This is a genomic window from Rhizobacter sp. P2_H3 (assembly GCF_056403355.1).
Genome location: NZ_JBFUFQ010000033.1, coordinates 23285 through 40113 on the forward strand (window position 1 = coordinate 23285; position 16829 = coordinate 40113).

Annotated in this window: 22 protein-coding genes; 8 read left to right on the forward strand and 14 right to left on the reverse strand. The window is 69.4% G+C overall.

From position 1 onward, the window contains the following. Positions 1–48: 48 nt before the first annotated feature. A complete protein-coding gene (locus AC1D1T_RS09245) occupies positions 49–1278 on the forward strand; it encodes an AI-2E family transporter (RefSeq protein ID WP_465111147.1) in 1230 nt (409 codons plus the stop codon). Next, complete coding sequence (locus tag AC1D1T_RS09250; RefSeq protein WP_477825972.1) at positions 1275–2252, forward strand: YihY/virulence factor BrkB family protein; 978 nt, start codon at positions 1275–1277, stop codon at positions 2250–2252. Before AC1D1T_RS09245 ends, AC1D1T_RS09250 begins: the two co-directional genes overlap by 4 nt. A gap of 12 nt (positions 2253–2264) precedes the next feature. Here the strand turns inward: AC1D1T_RS09250 and AC1D1T_RS09255 are convergent, their stop codons facing one another. Further along, positions 2265–2489, reverse strand: coding sequence for a hypothetical protein (locus AC1D1T_RS09255; RefSeq protein WP_477825973.1), 225 nt, complete (start codon positions 2487–2489; stop codon positions 2265–2267). Between the two features lie 79 nt (positions 2490–2568). After that, positions 2569–4158, reverse strand: a complete 1590-nt coding sequence (locus tag AC1D1T_RS09260) for a DEAD/DEAH box helicase (RefSeq protein WP_047500735.1) — start codon at positions 4156–4158, stop codon at positions 2569–2571. Between the two features lie 575 nt (positions 4159–4733). Here AC1D1T_RS09260 and AC1D1T_RS09265 point away from each other — a divergent pair. Next, entirely contained in the window at positions 4734–5276 is a 543-nt protein-coding gene (locus AC1D1T_RS09265) for a DUF2087 domain-containing protein (RefSeq protein WP_047500732.1), read from the forward strand. Between the two features lie 9 nt (positions 5277–5285). Here the strand turns inward: AC1D1T_RS09265 and orn are convergent, their stop codons facing one another. Then, entirely contained in the window at positions 5286–5852 is a 567-nt protein-coding gene (gene orn, locus AC1D1T_RS09270; protein ID WP_047500730.1) for an oligoribonuclease, read from the reverse strand. Between the two features lie 51 nt (positions 5853–5903). Here orn and AC1D1T_RS09275 point away from each other — a divergent pair, with 51 nt between their 5' ends. Genes AC1D1T_RS09275 through rsgA form a run of 3 tightly spaced genes read left to right on the forward strand, consistent with a single transcriptional unit; the run spans position 5904 to position 8437 of the window. Further along, positions 5904–7199 (forward strand): M48 family metallopeptidase, encoded by a 1296-nt coding sequence (locus AC1D1T_RS09275; protein ID WP_477828541.1) that lies wholly within the window; start codon positions 5904–5906, stop codon positions 7197–7199. 3 nt (positions 7200–7202) lie between these two features. Beyond that, positions 7203–7535, forward strand: coding sequence for a 4a-hydroxytetrahydrobiopterin dehydratase (locus AC1D1T_RS09280; RefSeq protein ID WP_465111142.1), 333 nt, complete (start codon positions 7203–7205; stop codon positions 7533–7535). After that, positions 7532–8437: a ribosome small subunit-dependent GTPase A gene (gene rsgA / locus AC1D1T_RS09285; protein WP_477991797.1), complete on the forward strand. Its 906-nt coding sequence runs from the start codon at positions 7532–7534 to the stop codon at positions 8435–8437. The genes AC1D1T_RS09280 and rsgA overlap by 4 nt, the downstream gene beginning before the upstream one ends. Here the strand turns inward: rsgA and AC1D1T_RS09290 are convergent, their stop codons facing one another. From AC1D1T_RS09290 to rpsP, 6 genes are all read right to left on the reverse strand, one after another. After that, positions 8438–9427, reverse strand: a complete 990-nt coding sequence (locus tag AC1D1T_RS09290) for a CobD/CbiB family protein (RefSeq protein WP_047500720.1) — start codon at positions 9425–9427, stop codon at positions 8438–8440. A 39-nt stretch (positions 9428–9466) separates the two neighbouring features. Further along, complete coding sequence (locus tag AC1D1T_RS09295) at positions 9467–10150, reverse strand: NUDIX hydrolase (RefSeq protein WP_477839877.1); 684 nt, start codon at positions 10148–10150, stop codon at positions 9467–9469. Positions 10151–10218: 68 nt separating this feature from the next. Continuing rightward, positions 10219–10572 carry a 50S ribosomal protein L19 gene (gene rplS / locus AC1D1T_RS09300; protein WP_047500714.1) on the reverse strand — a complete coding sequence of 118 codons (354 nt, stop codon included), beginning with the start codon at positions 10570–10572 and terminating at the stop codon, positions 10219–10221. A gap of 98 nt (positions 10573–10670) precedes the next feature. Then, positions 10671–11429: a tRNA (guanosine(37)-N1)-methyltransferase TrmD gene (trmD, locus tag AC1D1T_RS09305; protein ID WP_477991798.1), complete on the reverse strand. Its 759-nt coding sequence runs from the start codon at positions 11427–11429 to the stop codon at positions 10671–10673. Between the two features lie 11 nt (positions 11430–11440). Then, on the reverse strand, positions 11441–12031 hold the full coding sequence (gene rimM / locus AC1D1T_RS09310; protein WP_197066742.1) for a ribosome maturation factor RimM: 591 nt from the start codon (positions 12029–12031) through the stop codon (positions 11441–11443). A 20-nt stretch (positions 12032–12051) separates the two neighbouring features. Next, positions 12052–12318, reverse strand: coding sequence for a 30S ribosomal protein S16 (rpsP, locus tag AC1D1T_RS09315; RefSeq protein ID WP_047500706.1), 267 nt, complete (start codon positions 12316–12318; stop codon positions 12052–12054). 154 nt (positions 12319–12472) lie between these two features. On the opposite strand from rpsP, the gene AC1D1T_RS09320 reads away from it, so the two are divergent. Together AC1D1T_RS09320 and AC1D1T_RS09325 are read left to right on the forward strand one after the other, a co-directional pair. Beyond that, complete coding sequence (locus AC1D1T_RS09320; RefSeq protein WP_047500704.1) at positions 12473–13015, forward strand: GNAT family N-acetyltransferase; 543 nt, start codon at positions 12473–12475, stop codon at positions 13013–13015. 2 nt (positions 13016–13017) lie between these two features. Then, positions 13018–13455, forward strand: coding sequence for an NINE protein (locus tag AC1D1T_RS09325; RefSeq protein WP_047500702.1), 438 nt, complete (start codon positions 13018–13020; stop codon positions 13453–13455). A gap of 4 nt (positions 13456–13459) precedes the next feature. Here the strand turns inward: AC1D1T_RS09325 and AC1D1T_RS09330 are convergent, their stop codons facing one another. The 5 genes from AC1D1T_RS09330 to folK form a co-directional block, all read right to left on the reverse strand. Beyond that, the gene (locus tag AC1D1T_RS09330; protein WP_047500700.1) at positions 13460–14476 is read right to left on the reverse strand and encodes an inorganic phosphate transporter; all 1017 of its coding nucleotides are present in this window, start codon (positions 14474–14476) and stop codon (positions 13460–13462) included. Positions 14477–14491: 15 nt separating this feature from the next. Then, entirely contained in the window at positions 14492–15139 is a 648-nt protein-coding gene (locus AC1D1T_RS09335) for a DUF47 domain-containing protein (RefSeq protein ID WP_047500697.1), read from the reverse strand. Between the two features lie 77 nt (positions 15140–15216). Then, a complete protein-coding gene (locus AC1D1T_RS09340; protein ID WP_477828795.1) occupies positions 15217–15879 on the reverse strand; it encodes a deoxynucleoside kinase in 663 nt (220 codons plus the stop codon). Positions 15880–15887: 8 nt separating this feature from the next. After that, positions 15888–16241, reverse strand: a complete 354-nt coding sequence (locus AC1D1T_RS09345) for a DMT family protein (protein WP_047500693.1) — start codon at positions 16239–16241, stop codon at positions 15888–15890. After that, a complete protein-coding gene (gene folK / locus AC1D1T_RS09350) occupies positions 16238–16735 on the reverse strand; it encodes a 2-amino-4-hydroxy-6-hydroxymethyldihydropteridine diphosphokinase (RefSeq protein ID WP_465111137.1) in 498 nt (165 codons plus the stop codon). Before folK ends, AC1D1T_RS09345 begins: the two co-directional genes overlap by 4 nt. Positions 16736–16829 lie beyond the last annotated feature (94 nt).

Here is a 16829-nt window from a genome sequence, read left to right on the forward strand (position 1 = left end):
CCTTGCGGCGTTGAGGACAGGGCGCTCGGTGCGCCGTCTTCGCACACGATGTCCCTCTCCGGCACCCTGACGCCCGCCGCGAAACCGCCCGTCGAGGCCGGGCGCGCCAGCATCGCATCGCAGGTCGACGAGCCCGCGTCGCCGCTCGACGACGGATATCCCGGGCCGCTTCCGCGCTCGGCGGCCTCGGCGACGGTGATCGCGACGGTCGCGGTGATCGGTGCGCTGTGGTGGGGCCAGCGCTTCCTGGTGCCGGTGGTCGCCGGCCTGATGCTCGCGATGCTGGTCGCGCCGGTGGTGGCCGGCCTGCGCCACCTGCTGCGCAGCCAGATGCTCGCGGTGCTGCTGTCGCTGGTGCTGTTCCTCGCGCTGGCGGCCCTCGCGTCGATGGCCTTCGGCGGCAAGCTGCTGCGCATGGTGGACCGCAGCCCCGAGATCATCCGCATGGTGGCCGAGCGCATCACGCCCACCGAGGCCGATGACGACTCCGTGCTCAAGCGCTCGCGCGATGCGCTGCAGGAACTCGACCGCGCCGCCCAGAGCGTCGCCAACGGCGCGCCGCCGCCGAAGCCGACGCGCCAGAAGCTGATCCCCGCCGCGCCGGCGCACACGCTGACCGAGACCGTCACGCTGTGGATGCGCGACACCGCGCTGAACGGCTCGACCATCCTGATGAAGTTCGCCGGCGACCTGACGATCATCGTGTTCGTCGCGTTCTTCGTGCTGAGCGGCGGCAGCCCGCTCGCGGGTCGCTTCATCGACCTGTGGGGCGGGCGCTCGCAATCGCGCACGCGGGCCTGCCGGGCCCTGCATGAATGCTCGCGGCAGATCCGCATCTATGTCGGCGTGCTGCTGGTCACCAACGTGCTGATCGGCTGCGCGGTGTGGGCCGCGTTCGCCTGGGGCGAGATCCCCGATGCGGCGATGTGGGGCGTGACCGCCGCGGTGCTGCATGTCGTGCCGTATGTCGGCATGGGCATCCTGACGGCGTTCGGCGCAGCGGAAGCCTTCCTCGCGCACGGCACCGCCGGCGCGGCGATCGGCACCGCGGTCTACCTGGTCGTGGTGTCGACGCTGATCGGCACCGCGGTCGCGGCCTGGCTGCAGAGCCGCGCCGCGCGGATGAACGCCGCCGCGGTGTTCATCGGCTTGGTGTTCTGGGGCGCGCTGTGGGGCGTGTGGGGGCTGTTCCTCGGGCCGGGGCTGATCGTCGTGATGAAGGTCGTCGCGGAACATTCCCGCTCGGCCACGCGGCTCGCGCGATTGATGGAAGGGTGAGCGTGGCGCAGGGCGAGGTCGCCGACACCCCGGGGCTCGCTGTCCGCCTCTGGCACCGGATGGTCGCGAGCACGGCGGGGCACGTGGTCTCGGTGGGCGTTCGCACCATCAACCGCTTCATCGAATGCCATGGCGCGCGCCAGGGGGCCGCGGTGGCGTTCTACGCGGCGTTCTCGATGGCACCGCTGCTCGTCGTCGTGACGAGCCTGCTGGTGTGGCTGCTCGGCGACCAGAGCGCGAACGCGACGATGGTGGATGCGGTCGGCCGCCTGCTCGGCCCGGGCGAGGCCCGCACGCTCGCGGACCTGCTGGCCAGCGCGCCGCACACCGCGACGACGCTGCTGTCGCGCGAACGGGCCGGCGGGTTCGCGGTGGCGGCGCCGGTGATCGCGGTGGTGACGATGCTGGTCGGCGCGGTCGGCGTGTTCGTCGAGTTGCGCGCCTCGCTGCAGGAGATGCTGGGCGCACCGCCGGAGCGCGGCTCGCTGTGGCGGCTGGTGCAGGTGCGCCTGCTGTCGATGGGCGTGCTGCTCGGCTGCGGCTTCCTGCTGGCGGTCGCGATGGTGCTGCAGGCCGTCGCGCTGCTGGCGATCCGCTGGGTGGTCGACCAGACCGATGCGCTCGGTCCGGCGCTCGGGCCGCTGCTGCAGTCGGTCGAGCTGCTGTGGTCGTGGCTCGTGATGACCACGCTGTTCTCGTTGCTGATGGTGTGGCTGCCCGATGCGCACCTGCGTGTGCGGCATGCGTTCATCGGCGCGGCGGTCGCGGCGGTGCTGTTCCTGGCGGGGCGCTACGGGATCAATGCGTACATCGCCGGCACGGCGCTGCGCTCGACGCTGGGCGCCGCCGGATCGTTCGCGGCGCTGCTGGTGTGGATCTACTGGTCCTGCCAGATCTTCCTGCTGGGGGCGGCGCTGGCGGTGGAGATGGGGGCGCATGAGCGGGTGCCGTATCCGCCACCGGACGCGGATTGACCCGGGCCGTCTTCAAGCCGGACGACTGGCGGCGATCCAGGCTTCGGTGGCGCCCATCGTCACGCGGTAGCGCGCGCAGTTGAAGGCTTCGAGCTTGCGCAGTTCGTCGCGCAACAGAGGCGCGAAGCCCGGTGCGTTGTCGTCTCCGAGGTGCAGCGCCTCGATCGCATCGGCCAGCGTCCTGCGATCGCGCACGACCAGGCCGATCGCCTCGTTGAGGGCTTCGCGGTATCGCAAGTGAAGCGGGTCCGGTGCCCACCCATCCGACCCAAAAAAAAGGCCCGCAAAGCGGGCCCTTCGTGAGTGTCAACCGGGATCAGCGGCTGAAACCACCCTGGCGCGGGCGCTGCGGCTTGCCGAAGCTCCCCTTGTTGCCGCCGGGGCCGCTCGGCTTGCGCGGCGCGAAGCCGGCGTTGTTGCCGCGGTCGGCCGGCGCGCGGTCGAACGCATGGCGCGGCGCGCCCTCGTGCGGCGGACGGTTCGCGAACGGGTTGTCACGGCGCTGCTCCGGGGCCGGGCGATCGAACGAACCGCGCGGCGCGAAGCCGTCCGGGCCGCGGGTCGCAAAGCCTTCGTTGCGCGGTGCGAAGCCTTCATTGCGCGGCGCAAAACCTTCGCCACGCGGGGCCGGCCGGCCGAAGCTCTTGCCGCCCTGGTGGCCACCGTGGCCGCCACGGCCCTGGCCGAACGGCTTGCCGCCGAACTTGCCTTCGGGGCGGGCAGCGAACATGCGCGGTTCCGGCGACTTCGGCTCCAGGCCGACGATCGTCGCGACCGGGATGTTCTGCGTCGTGAAGGCCTGGATGCGGCGGATCATGCCGGTGTCCATGCGCTCGGCCAGCGTCACCGCGAGGCCGTTGCGGCCGGCGCGGCCGGTGCGGCCGATGCGGTGCACGTAGTCTTCGGCCTTCATCGGCAGGCCGTAGTTGATCACGTGGCTGATGGTCGGCACGTCGATGCCGCGCGCGGCGACGTCTGTTGCGACCAGCACGCGCAGCTGCTTGTTGCGCAGGCCCTGCAGCACGCGGGTGCGGCGGCCTTGCGGCATGCCGCCGTGCAGCGATGCGACCGCATGGCCCATGTCGGCCAGGCGATCGGCGAGCCAGTCGGCATCGCGCTGCGTGCTGGTGAACACCACCGCCTGCTCCATGTCGCGCTCGGTCAGGATGTGGTCCAGCAGCGCATTCTTGTGCGCGCCGTTGTCGGCCCAGTGCAGGCGCTGCTCGATGTTCTCGTGCGTGTCGGTGTGCGAGGTGACCTCGATGCGCTGCGGATCGCGCAGCAGGTCCTGCGCGAGGCGGCCCACGTGGCCGGCGAAGGTCGCGCTGTACATCACGGTCTGGCGGTCTTGCGGCAGCTGGTCGGCGATGGTGCGGATGTCGTCGATGAAGCCCATGTCGAGCATGCGGTCGGCTTCGTCGAGCACCAGCATCTCGACGTTCTCGAGGATGGCCTTGCCGCTTTGCAGGTGGTCGAGCAGGCGGCCGGGGGTCGCGATCAGGATGTCGAGCGGGCCACGCAGCGCCTTCAGCTGGGCGCCATAGGGCACGCCGCCGACGACGGTGGTCACGCGCAGGCCTTGCACGTGCTTGCCGTAGGTCACGGCGGCCTTGTCGACCTGCATCGCCAGTTCACGGGTGGGTGCCAGCACGAGGATGCGCGGGCCGTAGACCATGCCCTTCTCGCGGCGCTTGGTGTTGTCGCCGCGGGCGGCGAGGATGCGCTGCAGGCCGGGCAGCACGAACGAGGCGGTCTTGCCGCTGCCGGTGCTCGAGGCGACCATCAGGTCCTTGCCTTCGATGGCCGGGGGGATGGCGCGGGCCTGCACGTCGGTCGGCGTCTCGTAGCCGGAATCCTTCAGGGCTTGCAGCAGGGCCGGGTTCAGGCCAAGGGTATCGAAACTCATCGTCTTCTTTCTCAAACACGGTGCCGCCGGCCCGCAAAGGGCACAGCACGACACCAGCGCGCATCGGGTGCACGCGGATCAGTCGCTGGGGAGAAGGTCCGAACCCAGATCGGCGAGAACGCTCGCGCCGGTGCCGGGGAACATGGGAACAGTCAAAGCGACGGCATCGCCGCCAACCATTCCCGCAGAGCCCTGGAAATCCCTGAAAGGGGTCCCGGGGTTCGCCGCGGAGTTCGAACAGGCCGCACGGCCGTGAAAGCGGCCATGGGAAGACTCGATGAGGTCAGAGGGGATGAACGAAACGCCTCGTACAGTCAAGTGACGGTGCCGAGGCGAAGCGCGGAGTATAGGGGGCCGCGGGTTTTCCCGCAAGCCCGAATGCCCTTCGAATCCGTCGGGCTACACTTCGCGCCGGTCGGCAGTTCACCCAGGTCTCGTCGCGCTGGCGCCCGCCAGCGATCTGAACCTGCCAAACGCCTTCGGCCCATTCTGGTCACGCCCTGCGTGCGCCCGGCCGGCAACGACGATCCCCGGCGCCCGCAAGGGTCGCAGCGCACGCGAGAGGGAGACCCTTCATGACACGCGTCCTGTTGCCGTTGCACACGGCCGACCTGTCCACCTTCGCGAAGTCACTGGCGCAACAACTCGCCGACGCGACGGAGCCGCCCGGCCACCAGTCGCTGATGAACATGCTGGCGCGCGCCGCCGGCCACCGCAACCTGCAGGCGCTGCGTGCCGCGCAACTCAAGCCGGCACGCCCTCCCCAGCCCGCGCAGGCACCGCTGATGCTGACGCCGCTCGCGCGCAAGGCGCTCGGCCAGTTCGACGCGCAGGGCCGGCTCGCGCGCTGGCCGACGCGCTTCGCGGTGCAGCGCCTGGCGATCTGGGTGCTGTGGACGCACTTCGAGCTGCGCCGCGTCTACACCGAGCGCGAGGTCAACGAGGTGCTGAAGGCCTGGAACGCGTTCGGCGACCATGCCACGCTGCGCCGCGAGCTGGTCGAGATGAAGCTGCTGGCGCGCAAGCCCGACTGCAGCGAGTACCGCAAGCTGTCGCCGCGCCCCGGCGACGAGGCCCGCGCGCTGATCCAGGCCTGGCGCGCCGGGTACGCAGCCTGACAGCGGCTGCTACTTCGCCAGCAGGTGCTCGCGGTAGTACGCGAGCTCGTCGATCGACTCGTGGATGTCGGCCAGCGCGGTGTGGGCCTGCGCCTTCCTGAAGCCGGCGAGGATCTCCGGCTTCCAGCGCTTGGCCAGCTCCTTCAGCGTGCTGACGTCGAGGTTGCGGTAGTGGAAGAAGGCTTCCAGCTTGGGCATCGTGCGCGCCAGGAAGCGGCGGTCCTGGCAGATGCTGTTGCCGCACATCGGCGAGGTGCTCTTGCCGACATAGCGCTTCAGGAAGTCGATCACCTGCGCCTCGGCCGAGGCCTCGTCGATGGTCGACGCCTTCACGCGGTCGATCAGGCCGCTGCGGCCGTGCGTGCCCTTGTTCCAGGCGTCCATCGCGTCGAGCGTCGCGTCGCTCTGGTGGATCGCGAACACCGGGCCCTCGACGCGCTGCGTCAGCTGGGCATCGGTCACGACGACCGCGATCTCGATGATGCGGTCGGTGTCCGGGTAGAGGCCGGTCATCTCGAGGTCGATCCAGATCAGGTTCTGGTCGCTTTGCTGCAGCGGGCTTGCGATGTCGCTCATGGTTTTCTCCTTGGGGGCATTCTCGCCGACCGCGCCCTACACTTGCAGCCCATGCAAGCCATTCACCTGACCCTGCTGTTCGCCGCCGCGCTGCTCGCCTCGCTCGGGCTGCGCCTGTGGCTCACGACGCGCCAGATGCGCCACGTCGCGGCCCACCGCAACGCCGTGCCGGCCGCCTTCGTCGGCAAGGTGTCGCTCGACGCGCACCAGAAAGCCGCCGACTACACGCTCGCGAAGGGCCGCTTCGGGCTGGTGACGATGGCCTTCGGCGCCGTCGTGCTGCTCGGCTGGACGCTGCTCGGCGGGCTCGATGCGCTGAATGCCGTGCTGCGCGATGCGCTGGCCCCGCGCTTCGGCGGCCTTGCCTACCAGCTGGCGCTGGTGTTCGCGTTCTCGGTGATCGGCGCCGTGCTCGAGCTGCCGTTCGAGCTGTACGCCACCTTCCGCCTCGAGGCGCGCTTCGGCTTCAACCGCATGACCTGGCAGCTCTTCGTGCGCGACCTCGTCACCAACACGCTGGTCGGCATCGCGCTCGGCCTGCCGATCGTCGCGCTGATCCTGTGGCTGATGGGCGCGGCCGGCGCGTACTGGTGGTTCTGGGCCTGGCTCGCGTGGACGGCGTTCGGCCTGTTCGTGCAGGTGGTGTACCCGCTGGTCGTGATGCCGCTCTACAACAAGTTCGAGCCGCTGCCCGACGGCTCGCTGAAGGAGCAGGCGCTCGCGCTGATGGCACGCTGCGGCTTCACCGCCCAGGGCTTCTACGTGATGGACGGCAGCAAGCGCTCGGCCCATGCGAACGCGATGTTCACCGGCCTCGGCAAATCGAAGCGGGTGATCTTCTACGACACGCTGATCAACAAGCTCAGCCCGCCCGAGATGGAAGCCGTGCTGGCGCACGAGCTCGGCCACTTCAAGCTGCGCCACCTGCTCAAGCGCAGCCTGACGATGACGGTGCTGAGCCTGCTGGCCTTCGGGCTGCTCGGCTGGCTGTCGAACCAGGCCTGGTTCTACCTGGGCCTGGGCGTGCAGCCGTCGATGGCAGCCCCGAACGACGCACTGGCGCTGATCCTGCTGATGCTCGCGATGCCGGTGTTCAGCGTGTTCGCCACGCCGCTGGCGGCGCGCGTGTCGCGCAAGCACGAGTTCGAGGCCGACGCCTACGCCTGCTCGCAGGCGGACGGCCAAGACCTTGCCGCGGCCCTGCTGAAGCTGCATGAGGACAATTCGACGACGCTGACGCCGGACCCGGTGTACGCGCGCTTCTACTACTCCCATCCGCCGGCCACCGAGCGCCTGGCGGCCCTTCAATCGCAGACGCGCCCCCAGGCGCACCCACAACCGAGCTGAACCATGAGCAACCTGCTGCACCTGAAATGCAAGGCGCTGGAAGGCGCCGACGCGATGGGCCCGAACGAGGTCCGCAGCCACCTGGCGCAAGTCAGCGGCTGGCACCTGAATGAAGGCGCGATCGAGAAGACCTTCAGCTTCAAGAACTACCACGAGACGATCGCGTTCGTGAACGCGCTGGCCTGGATCGCCCACAGCGAAGACCACCACCCTGAGCTGGCCGTCAGCTACGACCGCTGCGTCGCGCGCTTCAACACGCATTCGGTCGGCGGCATCTCGCTGAACGACTTCATCTGCGCGGCCAAGGCGGACGCGCTCGTCGCCTTCCTCGCTTGAGCCACGCGGTCGCGCTGGACACCGGGCTGGTGGTCGCCGGCCACGGGCGCCACTACATCGTCGAGACGCCGGACGGCGAGCGCATCGTCTGCCACCCGCGCGGCAAGAAGAGCGACTGCGTGGTCGGCGACCGCGTGCGCTGGCAGGTCACCGGCGACGAAGGCGTGATCGAGCATGTGGACCCGCGGCGCAACCTGCTGTTCCGCCAGGACGAGTGGAAGACCAAGTCGTTCGCCGCCAACCTCGACCAGTTGCTGGTGCTGGTGGCCGCCGAGCCGGTGTTCAGCGAATCGCAGCTCGCGCGCGCGCTGATCGCGGCCGAGAGCGCCGGCATCCCGACACGCATCATCCTGAACAAGTCCGACCTGCCGCAGATCGCCGCCGCGCGCGAGCGGCTGAAGCCGTACAGCGCGATGGGCATCGACGTGATCGAACTGGCGCTGAAGACCCGGCCGCAGGAGGCGCGCGACCGCCTGGGCCCGCTGCTGGCCGGGCAGGCGACGCTGGTGCTGGGGCCGAGCGGCACCGGCAAGAGCACGCTGATCAACCTGCTGGCACCGGACGCGCGTGCGCAGGTGGGCGACATCTCGGTCGCGCTGAACTCCGGCCGCCACACGACGACGTCGACGCAGTGGTACTGGCTCGATGCCGAGCGCACGACCGGGCTGATCGATTCGCCGGGCTTCCAGGAATTCGGGCTGCGGCAGATCGAGGCGCAGCAGCTCGCGATGCTGATGCCGGACATCCGCGCGGCCGCCACCGACTGCAAGTTCTACAACTGCACGCACCAGCACGAACCCGGCTGCGGCGTGCTGGCCGCGTTGGCGCGCGGCGAGATCAGCGAATCGCGGCACCGCATCTACGGCGAGATCCGCGACGAACTGGGCCGGCAGCGGTTCTGATCAGCCGATCAGGTTGGCCAACGAGAGCAGCGCGAGCAGCAGCATCCACAGCACCACCGAGCGCCAGACCAGCCCGACGATGCTGCGCAGGTGGCCGGTCTGCGGCGGCGCCCCGGGCGTCGAGCCTTCGGCGTTCGAGAGTTCGTCCGGCGCTCCGCTGTCGAAGGTCTTCGAGCGGTCGGGCGTAACGCCCGGCGCCGCGCTGCCGCCGAGCTGCACGCCCACCGCACCGGCCGCGGCCGACAGGATGATGCCCTCGTTCGCGTGCTTCCACAGCCCGGCATCGCGGCGCCAGCACGAGACCGCCTCCTCGAAATTGCCGACCACCGCGAAGCCGAAGGCCGTCAGCCGTGCCGGCAGGTGGTCGATCAGCCCGAACAGGCGTTGCGACAGCGCGAGCAGCCGCTCGTTGACCGGCGCACCGACGGTGCGGCTCTTGAAGGCCCAGTAGCGGCTCGCGAATTCGGCCATGCGGTAGAACACCGCGCCGGCCGGCCCGAGGCCGAGCGTCGACAGCACGACAAACCAGAAGAAGACGCCGAACACATGGCGGTGCGCGGCCAGCAGCGAATGCTCGATCACGTGGCGCAGCAGCTCGGCGCGCGGCAACTCGCTGGCGTCGAGGTGGCGCCATTCGGCCAGCAGCCGGCGTGCGGTGAGTTCGTCGCCGCGCTCGAGTGCGTCGCGGATGTCGGTGAAGTAGTGGCTGAACTGCCGGAAGCCCATCGTCAGGTACAGCACGACGACGTTCCAGGCGAGTGCCGCGACCAGGCTGAAGCGCACGACGACCGCGAAGACGGCCCAGGCCAGCAGCGCCGGGACCAGCGTCGTCACGCACCAGACGACCCAGGCGTGGTGGTCCTGGCCCGCATCGAAGTTGCGGCCGGTCCAGCGCATCCAGCCGGTCAGGCCGTCGTGCACGAAGTTGCGGCGCGGCAGCGGCTTCAGTTGCTCGATCAGCAGCGCGAACAGGACGGCGAAGAAACTCATGGCCCGCGATGATAGCGGCGAGGCCCCGTCCGGCGACGGCTACGCGGCGAGGAAGCGATACAGGTTGCGCAGCATCGCGGCGGTGGCCCCCCAGATGAAGTACTGGCGCGGACGGCCGTCGGCGCCGACGCCGGTCCACGGCATCGACAGGAACTCGCGCCGCACGCCGCCCACCTCGACGCTGTGCCGGCGGTGGTTGGCCGGGCTCATCAGGAAGGCGAGCGGCACCTCGAACACCTCGGCGACCTCGAACGGATCGGCCTGGATCGCGAAGCCCGGGCGCAGCAGCGCGACCACCGGCGTCACGATGAAGCCGGTGCCGGTGGTGTAGGTGGGGAGGCTGCCGAGCACGTCGACGTAGTCGCGCGCGAGGCCGATTTCTTCGGTCGCCTCGCGCAAGGCGGTGTCGACCGCGTCGGCGTCGTACGACTCGGCACGGCCGCCGGGAAAGCTGATCTGGCCGGGGTGGTCGGTCAGGTGGTCGGTGCGCTGGGTCAGCACCACGCACAGCACCTCGCGCTGCACCAGCGGCACCAGCACCGAGGCGTGGGCCGGCGCGCGGGACCCGAAGGCGCGCTCGGCGGCAATCTCCGGCGACCAGGCCGGCGGCGCGAGGAAGCGGCTGCGCAGGGCCTCGGGCGACAGGTGCGGCAACGCGATGGCAGGGAGGTGATCGTCGATGCCCTCGACGGGCAGTTCCAGCGGGTTGAAGCTCAGCGGCATGGATCGATTGGACAAGAAAAAAGCCGCCTCGGGGAGGCGGCTTCTTCATGACCGTACGCGGGTACGGATCAGGCGAGCTTCTCTTTAATGCGAGCCGACTTGCCCGAACGGTCGCGCAGGTAGTACAGCTTGGCGCGGCGCACATCGCCACGGCGCTTGATCTCGATCGTCGCGATCAGCGGGCTGTACAGCTGGAACGTACGCTCCACGCCTTCGCCGCTGGAGATCTTGCGCACGATGAAGCTGGAGTTCAGGCCGCGGTTGCGCTTGGCAATCACGACGCCTTCGTAGGCCTGCAGGCGCTTGCGGGTGCCTTCGACGACGTTGACGCTGACGATCACCGTGTCGCCGGGAGCGAAGGGGGGAATGGTCTTGTTGAGGCGAGCAATTTCTTCTTGCTCGAGGGTCTGGATCAGGTCCATGGGGTTCTCCTGTGATCTTGCCGGCGCGGTTGCTGATTTTGATGTGGCCACTCAAGAAGAAGGCGGCCACGCCCGGTAGAGGATCGAAAAGCCTGCGATTATAGCCCGAGGCCGGCGAGGAACTTCTCGTCGAGTTTGCTCAGTTCGCCACGCGCGCGGGCGGCGGCGATCAATTCCGGGCGGCGCCGGGCGGTGATCTCGAGCGAGCGCTCGCGCCGCCAGCGGGCGATGTCGGCATGATGCCCCGACAGCAGCACCGGCGGCACCGGGTCCGGGCCGGTCGCGGCGTCGAGCACTTCGGGGCGGCTGTAGTGCGGGCAGTCGAGCAGGCCGTCGGAGAAGCTGTCCTGCTGGTGCGACTGCGCATCGCCCAGCACGCCGTCCTGCAACCGGGCCACGCCGTCGAGCAGCGCGAGCGCCGGCAGCTCGCCGCCGGACAGCACGAAATCGCCCAGGCTCAGCTCCAGCGTGACATGGCGATCGATGAAGCGCTGGTCGATGCCCTCGTAGCGGCCGCACAGCAGCACCGCACCGGAGCCGGCCGCGAACTCGCGCATCACCGCTTGATCGATGCGCCGGCCGGTCGGCGTGAAGTGCACGACCGGAACGCTCGCCCCGTCAGCGCGCTCGCCGCGGATGGTGGTGAGCGCACGCTCCAGCGGCTCGACCAGCATCACCATGCCGGGCCCGCCGCCATACGGCCGGTCGTCGACGCGGYGGTAGTTGTCGTCGGCGAAGTCGCGCAGCGGCCACAGCCGCACGTCGACCTGGCCGGATTCGAACGCGCGGCGCGTCACGCCCACGGTGAGGTGCGGCGAGAACAGTTCGGGAAACAGCGTGACGACGTCGAAGCGCATCAGCGGGGGGATCAGTAGTCCAGGCCCCAGTCGACGGTGATGCGGCGCTCGGCCAGGCTGACGTCGTCGACATAGGCGCCGACGAAGGGGATCAGCCGCTCCTCGGCCGGCGTCGCCGCGGCCAGCCGCAGCACGCTGTGCGGGCCGGTGTCGATCAGGCCGGCCACCGTGCCGAGGGTCTGGCCCTCGCGGTTCACGACCGTCATGCCGATCAGGTCGACCCAGTAGTACTCGTCCTTGCCGGCGGTCGGGAAGCTCGATCGGCCGACGAAGATGCGCGCACCGCGCAGGGCCTCGGCCCCGTTGCGGTCGGCGACGTCCTGCACCTGGGCCACGACGCCATCGCCGTGCTCCTTGACCTGCACGACCTTCAGCAAGGGCGGGAAGGCCGCTGCGGCGGTCGCCGGAAGCTTCACGCCTTGCGGCTCCGGCGGTTTCAGGAACCACCGGCGCGAAGAAAAGAGGGCCTGGGGATCTGCCGCGAAAGGCTGGACGCGGATCCAGCCCTTCACGCCCCAGGCATCGAGAACCCTGCCGATCTCCACCGCATCCTCGGGCCACGCGGGATCAGACATCCCGGCAAGCCCCGGCGCGGTGGTCATCGACACGTTCTCGGCGGCACTCAGGCTGCAGCAGCAGCCGGCGTCGCGGCCTTGGCCTGCTCGACCAGGCGAGCCACCGTCGGCGACGGCTGGGCGCCGTGGGCAACCCAGTGCTCGATGCGGTCGAACGCGACGCGCAGCGGCTGCTCGCCACCGGACGCCACCGGGTTGTAGAAGCCGACGCGCTCGATGAAGCGGCCGTCACGGCGGACGCGCGAGTCAGCGACGACGATGTTGTAGAACGGACGCTTCTTGGCGCCACCACGTGCGAGTCGAATCACGACCATGTTGTTTCCTTGAGATTGTCGAAAACATCCACCGCACCAGGAGACACTCAGGGCAAGCAGATCGGAGGTCGGTGCCGTAGATACGCCAACCCTCCGGGTCGACCGTCACCGAAACCCGGCATTATAAACTCGCCAGATCACCCCGCCAGCCAATATGTCCGAGAGCCCCATCACGATTCGCGCCAGCACGGCCGCCGACCTCCCCGCCATCACCGCCGTCTACGGCTGGAACGTGCTGCACGGCACCGGCACCTTCGAGCTCGAGGCACCCGACCTCGCCGAGATGACCCGCCGCCGCGACGACGTGCTGTCCAAGGGCCTGCCGTGGCTGGTCGCCGAACGCCACGGCGAGGTGCTGGGCTACGCCTACGCGAACCATTTCCGCCCGCGCCGCGCCTACCGCTTCTGCCTCGAGGACTCGATCTACCTGTCGGATGCCGCCCGCGGCCAGGGCGCCGGCAAGCAGCTGCTGGCCGAGCTGATGGCGCAGTGCGAGGCGCTCGGTGCACGCCAGATGCTGGCGGTGATCGGCGATTCGGCCAATGCCGGATCGATCGGCGTGCACCGCAGCCTCGGCTTCGAGCACACCGGGCTGCTGAAGTCCGCCGGCTGGAAGTTCGAACGCTGGCTCGACGTGGTGCTGATGCAGCGCGCGCTCGGCACCGGCGATGCCGTGCCGCCGGCGGCGGGCCAGTGATCATGGCGAAATCGAAGACACTCGCGACCTGGATCGCGCTGGTCGGCGGCAGCCTCGGGCTGCACCGCTTCTACCTGCACGGCCCGCGCGACGTGTGGGCCTGGCTCTGGCCGGTGCCCACGCTGATCGGCGCCTATGGCGTGCTGCGCGTGATCCGCATCGGCCAGGACGACCCGCTCTCGTGGGCGCTGATCCCGCTGCTGGGCATCGCGATCGCGGCGGCGATGCTGGCCGCCATCGTCTACGGCCTGATGCCCGACGAGAAGTGGAGCCTGCGCTTCAACCGCGGCGAGCCCGTCACTCCGGCCGGCTGGGCCGCGGTGATCGGCGTCGTGATCGCGCTGCTGCTGGGCGCCACCGTGCTGATGGCGACGATCGCGTTCGGCGGCCAGCGCTACTTCGAGTACCAGGTCGAGGAAGCCCGGAAGATCAGCCAGTGATTCTTCAGGGGAACATCGTGAAGCTGGCCCAGTAGGCGATCGCGGCCACGAAGGCGGCGGCCGGGATCGTGAAGATCCACGCCCACACGATGTTGCCCGCGACGCCCCAGCGCACCGCCGACGCTCGCCGCACCGAGCCGACGCCCACGATCGCGCCGGTGATGGTGTGCGTGGTCGACACCGGGATGCCGAGCGCGGTCGCAAGGAACAGCGTCATCGCACCGCCGGTCTCGGCGCAAAAACCGCCGACCGGCTTCAGCTTGGTGATCTTCTGGCCCATCGTCAGCACGATGCGCCAGCCGCCGAACATCGTGCCCAGCCCGATCGCCAGGTAGCAGCTGCCGATCACCCAGCCGGGCGGTGCCTTCGAATCGGCTGCCGCGTAGCCGGTGGCGATCAGCAGCATCCAGATGATGCCGATGGTCTTCTGCGCGTCGTTGCCGCCGTGGCCCAGGCTGTACAGCCCGGCCGACAGCAGCTGCAGCCGGCGGAACCAGTTGTCCACGCGCAGCGGCGAGCTGCGCCGGCAGATCCAGGCCACCGCCACCATCGCCAGCGAACCCAGCAGGAAGCCGAGCGCCGGCGAGATGAAGATGAAGGCGACGATCCACAGCAGGCCGCCACCGACCAGCGCGCCGATGCCGGCCTTCGCGATCACCGCGCCGCAGATGCCGCCGATCAGCGCGTGCGACGAACTGGACGGAATGCCGTACCACCAGGTCACGACGTTCCAGACGATCGCGCCGATCAGCGCACCGAACACCACGTGGTGATCGACGACGCCCGGCACGACGATGCCCTTGCCGACGGTGGCCGCCACCGTCAGGTTGTGGAACACCGAGATCGCCAGCACGTTGAAGAACGCGGCGAAGATGACCGCCTGCTGCGGCTTCAGCACGCCGGTGGACACCACGGTGGCGATGGAATTCGCCGCGTCGTGGAAACCGTTCATGAAATCGAAGACGATGGCCAGCGCCACCAGCAGCGCCACCACCCAGAAGGCGACCTGGACCGATTGCATCGGGGGCCCGCCGGATCAGGAATTCTCGAGGACCACGCCCTCGATCAGGTTGGCCACGTCCTCGCAGCGGTCGGAGATCGATTCGAGCTGCTCGTAGATCGCCTTCAGCTTGATCAGCTCGCGCACGTCCTTCTCCTCGCGGAACAGCTTCGACATCGCGGCGCGCATCACCCGGTCGGCATCGGACTCGAGCTTGTCGATCTCCTCACAGGTCTTGATCGCGGCCTCGCTCGCGTCGGACTGGTTCAGCCGGGGCAGCAGCGACACCGCGTGCTGCACGCGCTCGCAGCACTTGGCGCTCAGGTCTCCGAGGCGCAGCACCTCTTCGGTCATCGTGCGCACGTCGTACAGCTGCATGGTCTCGGTGGCGTCCTGCAGCAGGTCGACGATGTCGTCCATCGCGTTGATCAGGCCATGGATCTGCTCGCGGTCGATCGGCGTGATGAAGGTCTTGTGCAGCAGCCGGTTGACCTCGGCGGTGATGCGATCGGCGGCGCGCTCGGCGGCCACCACCTCGTTCGCATGCTTCTCGCGCAGGTTGAGGTCGTTGTAGTTCTCGATCATCGCGATGAAGGCGCGCGCGCCTTCGACGATGAACGCGGCGTGCTGGTTGAACAGCTCAAAGAAATTGCCTTCGCGCGGCAGCAGCTTGCCAAACAGCATCGGGGTCTCCTGGGGATCGGCCGCGCCGTCGTCGCGCTGTCACCAAATTTTCACTGGGCGCAGTGTAGCCGGGCGGTTCAGGCCAGCCGGGGCTGCGCGCCGGGGTCGAAGAACTCGCGCGGGCCCTGGAAGCCGGCCAGCCGGTCCAGCAGCGCCCGCCAGTCGGACTCGCGCTCGATCGGGTTGAAGTGCTCGGTGTTGACGGCCAGCACCGGCGCCGCATCGAAGCCTTCGAAGTAACTCGCGTAGGCATCGGCCAGGCGCTCGAGGTAGTCGGCAGCGATGCGCTGCTCCATCGCGATCGCGCGGCGCTGGATGCGCTGCTGCAGCGTTGCGGTCGGCGCCTGCAGCCAGAGCACGAGATCGGGCTGCGGCACCTGCGGCGCGACCTGGCCATACATCTGGCTGTACAGCCCGTACTCCTCGTCGCTCAGGTTCAGCCGCGCGAAGATCGCATCCTTGGCGAACACGAAATCGCTGACCACCGCCTGCGAGAACATGCCCGGCTGCGCCAGCGAGCGCACCTGGCGCAGGCGCTGGAACAGGAAGAACACCTGGGTCTGGAAGGCGTAGCCGGGCTGGTCGGCATAGAAGCGTTCGAGGAACGGGTTCTCTTCCGCCTGCTCCAGCATCGTCTCGGCCCCCAGATGAGCCGCCAGGCGGCGCGCCAGCGAGCTCTTGCCGACGCCGATCGGCCCCTCGATCGCGATGTGGCGGAAGCGCTCCAGGCCCGTGCTCATCGGAACATTCACGAGCGGAAGATGAAGTAGACCGCGCCGACCAGGCACAGCCCGGCCCACACGTAGTCGAGCTTGAACGGCTGGCCCATGTAGATCATCGCGAACGGCACGAACACGCCGAGCGTGATGACCTCCTGCGTGATCTTCAGCTGCGCCAGCGAGAAGCCGCCGGCATAGCCGATCCGGTTGGCCGGCACCTGCAGCAGGTACTCGAACAGCGCGATGCCCCAGCTGATCAGCGCCGCGACGAACCACGGCTTGTCGGCCAGGCTCTTCAGGTGGCCGTACCAGGCGACCGTCATGAAGACGTTCGACGCGATCAGCAGCACGACGGTCTGCACCGACACGGGGATGGCATTCATGGGTCGATCCGGGAGAGGGGTTGGGGGTCGAGGCCGGCCAGCAACGCCGCGACGCGGCCCCGTCCGGGGATGAGGAGGTCGGGCGCCAGGTCGGCCAGCGGCGCGAGCACGAAGGCCCGCAGGTGCATGCGCGGGTGCGGCACGGCCAGCGCCGGCAGGCCGATCACCTGCTCGCCGTACAGCAGCAGGTCGAGGTCGAGCGTGCGCGGCGCGTTGCGGTACGGCCGCTCACGGCCATGCGCCGCCTCGATGGCCTGCAGGCCGGCGAGCAATGCCAGCGGCGACAGCGTGGTGCGCAGCCGCGCGACGGCATTGATGAAATCAGGCCCCTGCGCATCGACCGGCTGCGTGCGGTACAGCGGCGAGGCCTGCAGCGAATCGACGCCCGGCAGCGCGGCCAGCTCGGCCAGCGCCTGGGTCAGCGTCGCGCGGGCATCGCCCAGGTTCGCGCCCAGGCCGACGAAGGCCTCGGCGCCGGGCTCATTCGCCGGCATTGCCGCCGGTGGCAGGCGCATCGCCGGCACCACCGCCCGGCTTGCGGCGGCGGCGGCGGCGCTTGCGGGCGGGTTCGGCCGAGCCGCCCTCTGC